At 53.7% G+C, this 10,525-nt stretch carries 11 protein-coding genes; 8 read left to right on the plus strand and 3 right to left on the minus strand.

Annotated elements, in window-relative coordinates:
- Positions 1-194: transposase (locus GS12_RS23690; protein WP_152601461.1), on the plus strand; the 194-nt coding region annotated here is incomplete at its 5' end.
- Here GS12_RS23690 and GS12_RS20925 read toward each other — a convergent pair.
- Together GS12_RS20925 and GS12_RS20930 are read right to left on the minus strand one after the other, a co-directional pair.
- The gene (locus tag GS12_RS20925; RefSeq protein ID WP_050491395.1) at positions 139-1,101 is read right to left on the minus strand and encodes a DUF6861 domain-containing protein; all 963 of its coding nucleotides are present in this window, start codon (positions 1,099-1,101) and stop codon (positions 139-141) included. The genes GS12_RS23690 and GS12_RS20925 overlap by 56 nt on opposite strands.
- 385 nt (positions 1,102-1,486) lie before the next feature.
- The gene (locus GS12_RS20930; RefSeq protein WP_031594517.1) at positions 1,487-2,464 is read right to left on the minus strand and encodes an IS5 family transposase; all 978 of its coding nucleotides are present in this window, start codon (positions 2,462-2,464) and stop codon (positions 1,487-1,489) included.
- A 504-nt stretch (positions 2,465-2,968) separates the two neighbouring features.
- On the opposite strand from GS12_RS20930, the gene tssI reads away from it, so the two are divergent.
- The 7 genes from tssI to GS12_RS20960 all read left to right on the plus strand — a co-directional run bounded on the left by tssI (position 2,969) and on the right by GS12_RS20960 (position 10,209).
- Entirely contained in the window at positions 2,969-4,828 is a 1,860-nt protein-coding gene (gene tssI / locus GS12_RS20935) for a type VI secretion system Vgr family protein (protein WP_002551407.1), read from the plus strand.
- Position 4,829: 1 nt separating this feature from the next.
- Positions 4,830-5,411, plus strand: coding sequence for a DcrB/PsbP domain-containing protein (locus tag GS12_RS20940; RefSeq protein WP_031594518.1), 582 nt, complete (start codon positions 4,830-4,832; stop codon positions 5,409-5,411).
- 30 nt (positions 5,412-5,441) lie between these two features.
- Positions 5,442-5,906, plus strand: a complete 465-nt coding sequence (locus GS12_RS20945; protein WP_002551405.1) for a DcrB-related protein — start codon at positions 5,442-5,444, stop codon at positions 5,904-5,906.
- Positions 5,907-5,910: 4 nt separating this feature from the next.
- A complete protein-coding gene (locus tag GS12_RS24860) occupies positions 5,911-7,410 on the plus strand; it encodes a DUF6531 domain-containing protein (RefSeq protein ID WP_200884546.1) in 1,500 nt (499 codons plus the stop codon).
- Positions 7,411-7,559: 149 nt separating this feature from the next.
- Positions 7,560-9,317, plus strand: coding sequence for an RHS repeat-associated core domain-containing protein (locus GS12_RS24865; RefSeq protein ID WP_200884547.1), 1,758 nt, complete (start codon positions 7,560-7,562; stop codon positions 9,315-9,317).
- 7 nt (positions 9,318-9,324) lie between these two features.
- A complete protein-coding gene (locus tag GS12_RS20955; RefSeq protein WP_031594520.1) occupies positions 9,325-9,756 on the plus strand; it encodes a tetratricopeptide repeat protein in 432 nt (143 codons plus the stop codon).
- 3 nt (positions 9,757-9,759) lie between these two features.
- Positions 9,760-10,209, plus strand: coding sequence for a tetratricopeptide repeat protein (locus GS12_RS20960; protein ID WP_031594521.1), 450 nt, complete (start codon positions 9,760-9,762; stop codon positions 10,207-10,209).
- Between the two features lie 74 nt (positions 10,210-10,283).
- Here GS12_RS20960 and GS12_RS23695 read toward each other — a convergent pair.
- Positions 10,284-10,525, minus strand: a 242-nt coding sequence (locus tag GS12_RS23695; protein WP_152601462.1) for a transposase, incomplete at its 5' end; no start/stop codon positions are given.

The following is a 10,525-nucleotide window of genomic DNA, read 5'->3' on the forward strand; positions in this document are numbered from 1 at the left end:
GGCCTGGCTTGCCCCGACTCTTTGATCGTCCAAAGTATCGGCAGCGCAACATCATTGAGCGGATGTTTGGCTGGCTAAAAGAGAACCGCCGAATCGGCACCCGCTACGACAAGCTGGCCAAGAGCTACGCAGCCATGGTCACGCTGGCCTGCAGCCTACGTTGTATGCGGCAATACTTTTCGTACAAAACCTAGCGTAATACTCACGCATGGTCTCGGATTCAGCCTTAGCCAAAGGAGCAGGCTCATCAACCCGCAACGCAGGCTCAGCCAATAGCCTCCGCTCATTACGCGCCAACCAGTTCGCAAACTGCTTGTTCGAAATCTCTGCCTGAAGCTTGGCACTGCGCACTGCGATGCTATCCATGCTCCCTATGATGCCTGCCTTGACCTGCCCACGTGTCATGTAGGTCACGATGGCAGTAAAGAGCAGCAGCACCAGTTGCTCCTGGCCTTTTGCGATTTGGCGGGCAGCACGATCAATCCGCTCCTGGATTTCGTATGCCGAACCACCAGTGGGGTCGAGGCCCTCGGGTTTCAGCCCTTCGTCAGCGTGCCAGGCAGTGGCGAAGCCTTCCTGCAAGGTAGAGAGGCAAGCAGGCAGACCTTTATAGAAATATTCAGCTATAGCTGAGAGGCCCAGCGCCATCAGGATCAGGTTGCCAACCTGTAAACCGATACCCGCTCCAACTGCCGCTACCGGCACAGCGCCGACACCAAAGAAAAACGCTCCAGCAACGCCGCCAGCGACCGTACCGACCGCAACGCTGCCGCCGAGAATCATCGCGACTTCTTTAACCAGTTGCAGCAGCACCGGGAGGATCTGTTCGATCTCGATGGATGCCCACTTGCGCTTGAGGTTTGACTCGATGATGGGATAGGAAAGCCTCATCGCCGCTTTCACATAGTCAATGCGGTTGCCGCCCATGTATCCGTAGGCTTGAGTCGCGGTGGTGGTGGTATTGACGCGTCGCGTGAAGCCATTCCAGCTGTCATAGGTGCTCTGCAGCCCATCGCTGTAGGCTTGATTCAGCGTGTTGAATTTATCATCGAGGTTCCGCTCGATGTCATCCCAGCTAGGAATGTTGGCTAATAGGTCCATTTACACATCACTGTCCCTGGGTTGAAGGAGGCTTGCACCAATCGCGCGGCTACAAATTGACGTGATCCGAGCCATGTACATGGCTCCATGGGACCTGAATTCTGAAGCTAAATTTCAGGACATGCTCATTTTTCTCACCTAAAAAACAGATCGCAACAATGCCATTAGGCCATCACTTATTCGAATCCCTGCTTAACTCATTGCTACGCCTGAAAATCTCCCAACTAATGCGCGCTCTAAGGAGACGCTGAACAATTAACCCGTTCGCACCGTCTTCATTTCCAAGCCGGTTTTTTTCAACCTGCCGGCCTTGTTTTGCGTTTCTCGGGCAGATTTCTGCCCTCCTTTTGCTGATTGGCGGGCCAGTCCCGCCTTTCAGACGGATTTATCCTGCCGCCTGTTGCAAATACCGCTTGGCCAGCATCAGATTGGCCAACCCAAACAAACTGAACAACTGCGCTGTATTCTTTTCCAGCCCACGGTAGCGAACCTTGCGATGATTGAAGCGCACCTTGATTACCTGGAAGGGGTGCTCGACCTTGGCGCGCAGTTGCGCCTTGGCATATTCAATTTTACGCTTGACCCGATACAGCACGCTGCCTTCGCCGTGCTGCTTGTAACTGCTTGGCCGTGCTGCAATCGACCAGATAACGTCCCGTTCAGCATGCTCCGGTCGCTTGGCCGCACCGGTGTATCCAGCGTCACCCGAAACATAGGTTTCGTCACCGTGCAGCAACTGGCCAACCTGGGTGACATCCGCCACGTTAGCGGCCGTCCCTACTACGCTGTGCACCAGCCCCGACGTGGCGTCTACACCAATGTGGGCCTTCATCCCGAAGTGCCATTGATTGCCTTTCCTGGCCTGATGCATCTCAGGATCACGCTTGCCTTCTCGGTTCTTGACCGAGGGCGGCGCGGCGATCAGGGTAGCGTCGACGATAGTGCCTTCCTTGAGCAGCAGCCCCCGGCTGGCCAGATGCTGGTTAATCGTTTCAAACAGCCGCCGCGTTAGCTGATGGGTTTCCAGCAAGCGGCGAAAACGCAGCAAGGTGGTGGCATCCGGTGCCGACTCGCGACCCAGGTCGATACCCATAAAACCGCGGATGGCCTGGCTGTCGTAGACGGCATCTTCGCAACCTTCATCGGAGAAACCGAAACACTGCTGCACGACGTACATGCGCAACATGCGCGACACCCCTATCGCAGGGCGTCCGCGCTTGCCTGCGGTGTTGCTATAAAACGGCGCCACTTGCGCCTCCAGCTGGGCCCAGGGCACCAACTGTTCAAGGTCAGCCAGGAAGCGATCTCGGCGAGTCTGCTTTTTCTTGCCGGTATATTCGAGTTCGGAGAAGGTTTTCTGCACGCGCGTAACGCTCACGGAGAGGGAGGCTGGTTGAAGGAACTTAGTGTGCCAAGGGTGGGGACAGTTGGCTATTTTTGCAGCGCCTCCCTAAGTGCTCCACAATTACGACCGTCCAGCTAAATCAGACACATCCCAAAATGAGGGTGATCGTCCGAGGCCGTCGTTGTGGTTGACACGGCGCAACGCCTCGGTGTCTCCTTTCATCTCTTAAGAACTGTAACGGTTTTGAGAGAAATGTTAGCTGTTTTTTTACTGAGCTAGTGGCACTTTCATATTGTTTTGTGGTCGCACATTCGCAGTAATTGCGAGATGCCGAACGCGTCTGTAGCTCTGGTCCTACGAAATTTTCAGAATTTTATGAGCGGTGGATGTCGATTTTTGATATCGCAGCCCTCCTGAAATAGTCGATGCTTATGCACCAGACCTGTGTCGTGACTTGTCAGTTTGTAACCGTTAGCCGCTAAATCCGGCGGCGCTGGCCTCCCTGCCTTCAAGGAGATATACATGTTGATGGACCTTGCCGCGATGCTTTCGCCGCAGAACCGGCGCCTTTTCAAATTCAAGAACCTCGCGAATCCCGAGCAGGAGCTGCTGCTGGAGTCCTTTAGAGGGTCTGAAGGTCTGTCACGTGCATACCAATTTGACCTGCTGCTGGTGTGCCAGGACTCCGGAGTCGAGCTGAAATCGATGATGGGCCAGCACGTGGTTATCGAAATCGAGCTGGCCGATGGCTCGCCACGCTATATCGCTGGCTATCTCACGCGCTTTGCCAGCGGTGGCAGCGACGGCGGCATGGCCAAATACACGGCAACGCTCAACCCCTGGTTCTCGATGCTGAAGAACCGCTTCGACACACGTATCTTCCAGGGGAATACGGTAGAGGAAGTCGTTACCCAAGTGTTCGCGATGTGTACCGCGTTCTCCAAGCATGAGTTTCGCCTGAGCAAGCCTCTCAAGCGCTATACCTACATCACTCAATACCGCGAATCCGACTTCAACTTCGTCCAGCGTCTGCTGGAAGAAGAAGGGATGTTCTATTACTTCGAGCACACCGCCGAAGGTCACACCATGATCATCTGCGACGACTCCACCACGCTGGTGCCGTTGCCGGAGCAGCCCCAGATACGCTTCCACTCGGCGTCGGTCACCGAGACAGCCGACTCCATCATCGAATGGAACGGCGACCGCAAACTACAATCAGGGAAAATAGCGGTTCAGACGTTCGACTATCGTCAGCCAAACAACAGGCTGCCGGTCGCCATGAACAGCCTGAACCAGCAGGGTGATGTCGAGAACTTCGAGGTGTACGACTTTCCCGGCCAGTACACCCATGGCACCTACGATGAAGGTGAAGCGCTGTTGCGCTTGCGCGTTGAAGCGCTTGAGCTGAGGGGCAAGAGCTTTAGGGGCACCAGTAACTGTCGTGCCATGAAGCCTGGCTACACCTTCGAACTGCTGCAGCATTACGACCACGATCAGGGCTCACCTGAAGACCGCCAGTTCCTGCTCGTGCTTGTTGATAGTGAAGGCCACAACAATTACCTCAACGGTCAGCAAGCCAGCTACTTCAACACCTTCTCCTGTGTACGCAAGAAGATAGTTTTTCGCCCACAGCTCACGACCAATCGCTCCGTCATTTCGGGGCCGCAGACCGCTATCGTTGTGGGTCCGCCCGGAGAAGAAATCTTCACCGACGAACTGGGTCGCGTAAAGATTCAGTTCCATTGGGACCGCAAAGGCGAGCACAACGACAAAAGCTCCTGCTGGGTCCGCGTTGCTCAATCCGGTGCAAGTGGCGGTTTTGGTAGCATCCAGATCCCGCGCGTCGGTGACGAGGTGGTGGTCGTTTTCCTTGATGGCAACCCCGACCGTCCGCTCGTCATGGGCAGTCTGTACAACAGCCAGAATACGCCGCCGTGGTCGTTGCCTGCCAACAAGACCCAAAGCGGTTTCCTGACGCGTTCGGCCAAGGGTGATGGCGGTACAGCCAACTTCTTCCGCTTCGAAGACAAGGCCGGTGCCGAACAGGTGATTGTGCATGCCGAGCGCAACATGGACACCGAGATCGAGCTGGATGAGACGCATGACGTGGGTAATAACCGCAGTGTGACTGTCGGCGGTAAGAATACGGAAATTATTCAGAACGACACTTTGCTCAAGGTAGAGCAAGGCTCATTGACGATTACCGTGGACAAACAGTCTATCGACATTACGGCCATGACGGAGATCACCCTCACTGTAGGTACCAGTAGCATTACCCTCAAGCCGAGCAGCATCGAAATCAAGGGCGACGAAATAAAGGTTCTCAGCAAAAACACCTTTGTCGAAGGTGACCGTGTCGATATCAATATCGAGAAATCCTGAGATGGTCAGAACCAGCCTTTATGACCGTATTTCGGAAAAGCGTATAGCCGATGAGGCTTTGGCGCGTGAGAAAGCATTACACGCAGCAAGTGCTCCGCCGACCGTTCCCGAGCCTGAGCCAGTGCCGGTTTTACCGCTTGAATTGACACGCAATGAGATTACGGTTGCCGGGCTGAAACTGGTCATGCCGCAGCGAGTGAACTTTCAGGAGATCAGCATCACTCTTGAAAAGGATGGACACCCCATCACGCTCACCATCACACGTCGGCCGGTTCGGGATGATCTGACGCTGAACCGCTATACAGATCTCTACTTGGCAAACCTGCGTGAGAGACACCCTGATATCGATACTGTGCGGCAGCGAGATTGCTTGCTGGCGGGAAATGCAGCGGTGGCTCTCGACTACGTACTCACCTCCAGGCAAGGGCTTAGTCACGGCAGAGCTATTAACGCTATCACCACTGCAGAGGATGGAGATAAGCAATGGCTTTGCATCTCCACAATGATTGATCCTGACACGGCTGCGCTGGCAGACTGGTTGATCGATTTCGACGCAGTGCTTGAAGCAATTGTCGCTCATTGATTTTTTATTTTCGAGTTCAGGACATTCACAATGGACTATCAGCTTCACGAAGGATCAATCGCATTACCAGATGGTTTCAAGGACCGGACGGTGAACATGTTCACCTTGGGCGACAGCGTTCCAGCGCCCCTCAATATCACGATTTCACGTGATGACATGCTGCCCGCTGAGGACATGAGCACCTACATAAGCCGGCAGATAAAGCTCATCGCCAATAAGCTTCGGGGCTACACGCTGCTTGGTAAGAAGTCTGCCTTGTTGTCTACTGGGCACACCCTCCCCGGTATACAAGTAGATGCCTACTACATGCATGAAGGCAGACCGATTTACCAGCGCCAAGCGGCCTTTGAAGTCATACCGGGACGTATTCTGGTGTTTTCGGCAACAAGTCAGACTGACTTTAGCTCCACGCAGGACGAGGACTGGTTGCAATTGCTGGCCAGTTTTCAGCCACATCCGGATAACGCTGGGCCAATAAACACCGAACAGGAATAAAACCATGTTCGAAGCAGCGCGTTTGCACGATGGAATTGAGCACAATAGCGCACTGGGCGGGCTTCTGGCGGGTGCTGTGATCGGCATCGCAATGGCCGTTGCTGGCGCGGCCCTGATTGTCTGCACCGCCGGGTTGGGGGCTGTTCTTCTGGGTGTTGTTTTGTCAGTCGGCGCAGGCGCAGCCCCGGCGGTGGGTGAAAGCTGGGGCGCGGCACGAAGTTCTCCCGCGGGAGATATCACGCAAACAGGGTGTTCGCCCAACGTTTTTATCAACGGCCGCAATGCGGCTCTTACCACACAAAGTATCGCCAAGTGCGAGAATCACCCCGCACCGGTACAGATTGCAGATGGCTCTGCCAGCGTTTTCATCAATGGCTACCCGGCCGCCCGCAAGGGCGACAAGCTCACCTGTGACTCGAAAATCGCTACAGGTTCCAATAACGTCTTTATTGGCGGCGGGACAAAACGCTATCTGAAAGTAAACGAAGAGATATCCGAGTCGCTTCGTGTCGGTATTGATATCGCAATCATCATTGCCTCGATGGGGCGCGGTGGACTGCCCATGTTAGCCAAGGGACTCGGTGGCGGCCTGAAGGCGGTCGCACCTTGCGCCCTGAAATTCGCTGCCACGGTAGGCGTGTCCTATTTATTTGGACGTTTTGTTGCGGGGCCTGCAATAAGCGGGGTGATAGGCGGCTTCAGCGGCAACCCCGTTGACCTCACCAGCGGGCGAAAATTACTGCTTGAAGAAGGCGAAACAGACTTTGCGCTGCCGGGGCTGATGCCTATCGAGTGGTCGCGCTTTTACGCCAGCGACCTCAACGTCGACAGCGTTCTGGGCAAGGGCTGGGTGCTGCCGTGGGAGCAAAACCTGCGCCGAAATGGCAGTTTCGTTTACCTCATCGACAATCAGGGGCGCAGCGTACCCTTCGTCAACGTCGAGCCCGGGGAAAGCATTTACAACCCTTACGAGCAGATGCATCTGGTCCGCACGCAAGGCGGCCATTACATGCTCCAAACCCAGGACAACATCTTCTTCTACTTCGGCGAAGTGCCGAATAACAACAAACCCGTTCCGCTGCAGCGTATTGAAAACGCGCTCGGCCACTACCTGCATTTCAGCCGTACCGATGAAGGTACTCTCACCGACATCAGCGCACCCGGCAACGTACATGTGCATTTGCAGTATGAGCACCCGCTGGGACGGCTGACGTCGGTGAAGCGGATCGTCAATAAGGAAGCTGTTGAAACCCTCGTTCGTTACCACTACGACGACAACGGCCAGCTCAGTGACGTTTATAACCGTAATGGCGATTCCACTCGCAGCTTTTCCTACACCGACGGCGTGATGACCCGCCACAGCAACGCCTTGGGCCTGAACTGTTACTACCGCTGGGAAACCATTGATGACCAGCCTCGCGTGGTCGAGCACTGGACCAGCGATGGTGAACATTTCGATTACCGTTATGACTTTAAGCAGCGTACGACAACGCAGATCGTCTGATCGAAGAAAAGCGCATCGACAACCTGACCCGCCGCTTCAGCTACAACCTCGGCGGCCACCTGACACAGGTCGAGGAAATCGGCTACGGCGAGAAAGGCGAACAGCCACGGCGCAGCACCCATCTGGAGCGCGACCCGATTGGTCGCCTGTTGGCCAAACTCAACGACGACGCGCGTCAGGACTACACCTATGACGACGGCGACCGACTGCTGTCAATCGAGCGCAAACCGACGGACACCGGCAGAAAACTCGGCGTCACCGCCGAAAAACTGGAATTTGCCTACGACCTGCTGGGGCGACTGACCACAGAGACCACGCCCCAAGGCGCGCTGGCCTACGAGTACGATCCACTCAGCAACCTGACCACTCTAACCCTGCCCACCGGTCAACACCTGAACCACCTGTACTACGGCAGCGGTCACCTGCACCAGTTGAATCTGGATGGCCAGCTGATCAGCGACATGGAGCGCGACGACCTGCACCGCGAGGTCTACCGCACCCAGGGCAAACTCACCAGTTGCTTCGGCTACGACAGCATGGGCCGCAAAGCGTGGCAGTACGCAACCACCCTGCCCGCGGAAAAGCTATCGCAGATCCAGAACCCGCTCATAAAGCCAGAGCGCTACGTCGAACACGCTTACAACCCGATTCACCGCCGCTACGAATACGACCCGGCCGGTGAACTGAGCCGCACCCTCGACAAACTGCGCGGCGAAACCCAGTACGAATACGAAGCCAACGGCCAGCTGCTGGCGCGCAACACCGGTAGAGTCGTTGACGGCGAAGAATTCCGCTACGACGCCGCCGCCAATCGCCTGAACTTCAACACCAGTCGTTTCGACCACGTCAAAGACAACCGCCTAAAACAGTGGGCGAACCACGAATACAAATACGACGCCTGGGGCAACCTGATCGAAAAAGTCGTCGGCATCGTGCGCTGGCAAACCTTCACCTACGACTGCGAAAACCGCCTGGTCAAAACCGAAACCATGGCTGGCACGCAGGTCGAAAGCACCAGCAGCTACCAATACGACAGCCTGGGCCGAAGAGTCGCCAAACAGTCCGAGATCAAAGGCCGCACCGACCACAAACGCTTCCTCTGGCAAGGCTTGCGCATGCTGCGCGAAGAAAGCCCCGGCCAGAGCAGCCTGTACCTTTACGAGCCCGGCAGCTATGCGCCGTTGGCTCGTGTTGATGAGAAAGAGGGCGAGGTAGAAAACAAGGTTTACTACTTCCATACCGACCAGATTGGTACACCGCTGGAAATGACCGATGCCGAAGGTCAGATCGTCTGGCAGGCGAAGTACCGGGCCTGGGGAGCGGTTGAGAAGCTGGTGGTGAACGAGGTTGAGCAGAACCTGCGGTTTCAGGGGCAGTATTTTGATGTCGAGACGGGGCTGCATTACAACACGTTTAGGTACTATGACCCGGAGATTGGGCGGTTTATTACGCAGGATCCGATTGGGTTGTTGGGTGGGGAAAATCTTTATGAGTATGCGCCTAATACAATCAATTGGATTGACCCGTGGGGACTGAGCTGTAGAACTGATTATGTGGGCCGTACCCCAGGGAAAAATAGCAAAACGGGAAGAACCGTTATTGAGAATATGCGGAAGGAAGGAAAAATACGTGGTGAAGGCGCCCGTATGAGATTTAAGAGCAAAGACGAAAAATGGTACCCCATTAAAGAGGCCGACATGGCCCATAAAACCGACGCAGTAACATACTGGAATACCAAGGGGGGGTATTTTGGAGCTAAATCGCCGGAAGTAAGGCAGTGGATGCGGGATCCTAAAAATTATGAGCTGGAGCACTTCTCGACCAATAGATCCGCAGGTGCCAAATTAGGGCAGATTTATAGACCTCCCGAAAGTATGATTGGGCCACACGAAAATTTTAGCTATTGAGGATTTTATGGAAGATTTGAGCGATTCGAATAGTGAGCTTTCACAAAAAATTGTAGACTTGACGGAGTCTGGCAATAAATTTGAAATCGAAAACGATAGTGATAAAGCACTTGAAAACTATCATCAAGCATGGGCCTTGTTGCCTGCGCCTCCCGAAAGATGGGATCTTGCCAATTGGATTTCTAGTTGCATTTCTAATTTACTCTTCGACTCCGGAAATTATGCGGAAGCAAAAAAATGGGCAATTATTGCAATTAAAACCAAGCCACCACGAGAAACAAGCAGCCTTATTGATTTTGCAAAAATATGCTATGAACTTGGCGAAAAAGAGCTCGCAATTGAGCACTTTGACAAAGCTTTTAAACTCGGAAAGAAAAGAGCTTTTGAAGGCTTTGACAATAAGTACTTGAATTTTTATCTCGAGAATATAAAGGTATGAATCATGCTAGAGCTTGATGATGAGCTTTACGAAAAAATCTCCGAAATGAGTGACATAGGAAATTCACTTATGGATGACGGGGAATACCCGAGAGCATTAAATATCTTTGAGAAAGCTCTCAGTCTATTGCCTTCGCCTCGCAGCACTTGGGAGGCTTACACTTGGTTAAAAGCGGGTACAGCTGACGCTTTGTTTAACATGAAAGATTATGAACGTGCAATTGAAGAACTCTATGACGGTATGAACGGGCCTGATGGTGCATCAAACCCCTTCATTATGTTGCGTTTAGGACAGTCTCTCTACGAACTGAGCAAGCCTGAAGGCATAGATTTCTTATGCAAGGCTTATATGGTAGAGGGTGAAGAGATTTTTTCAGAAGAGGATGAAAAATATCTAAAGCTTGTAAAAAATCACTTGACACCAAATAAAGTTGACTCCCCTGCCCCCAATTAAAAGCAGTAGCCACCGAGAAATTTATTTGTAATAGCTTATTAGTTCTTTAAAAATCAAGTTAATGGAAGGGGCTACTAGGTTTTGTACGAAAAGTATTGCCGCATACAACGTAGGCTGCAGGCCAGCGTGACCATGGCTGCGTAGCTCTTGGCCAGCTTGTCGTAGCGGGTGCCGATTCGGCGGTTCTCTTTTAGCCAGCCAAACATCCGCTCAATGATGTTGCGCTGCCGATACTTTGGACGATCAAAGAGTCGGGGCAAGCCAGGCCGGGGTTTGCGTGGCATGGCGCGTAGCGGGATCACAGGCTGTATTCGGT

It is taken from the genome of Erwinia oleae (assembly GCF_000770305.1).
GTDB lineage: Bacteria > Pseudomonadota > Gammaproteobacteria > Enterobacterales > Enterobacteriaceae > Erwinia > Erwinia oleae.

What these genes read in the sequence shown, in the direction of transcription:
- GS12_RS20925 (WP_050491395.1), bottom strand. Translation starts at nt 1,101, where the DNA reads ATGGACCTATTAGCCAACATTCCTAGCTGGGATGACATCGAGCGGAAC.
- GS12_RS20940 (WP_031594518.1), top strand. Translation starts at nt 4,830, where the DNA reads ATGGTCAGAACCAGCCTTTATGACCGTATTTCGGAAAAGCGTATAGCC.
- GS12_RS20960 (WP_031594521.1), top strand. Translation starts at nt 9,760, where the DNA reads ATGCTAGAGCTTGATGATGAGCTTTACGAAAAAATCTCCGAAATGAGT.
- GS12_RS24860 (WP_200884546.1), top strand. Translation starts at nt 5,911, where the DNA reads ATGTTCGAAGCAGCGCGTTTGCACGATGGAATTGAGCACAATAGCGCA.
- GS12_RS20955 (WP_031594520.1), top strand. Translation starts at nt 9,325, where the DNA reads ATGGAAGATTTGAGCGATTCGAATAGTGAGCTTTCACAAAAAATTGTA.
- GS12_RS20945 (WP_002551405.1), top strand. Translation starts at nt 5,442, where the DNA reads ATGGACTATCAGCTTCACGAAGGATCAATCGCATTACCAGATGGTTTC.
- tssI (WP_002551407.1), top strand. Translation starts at nt 2,969, where the DNA reads ATGTTGATGGACCTTGCCGCGATGCTTTCGCCGCAGAACCGGCGCCTT.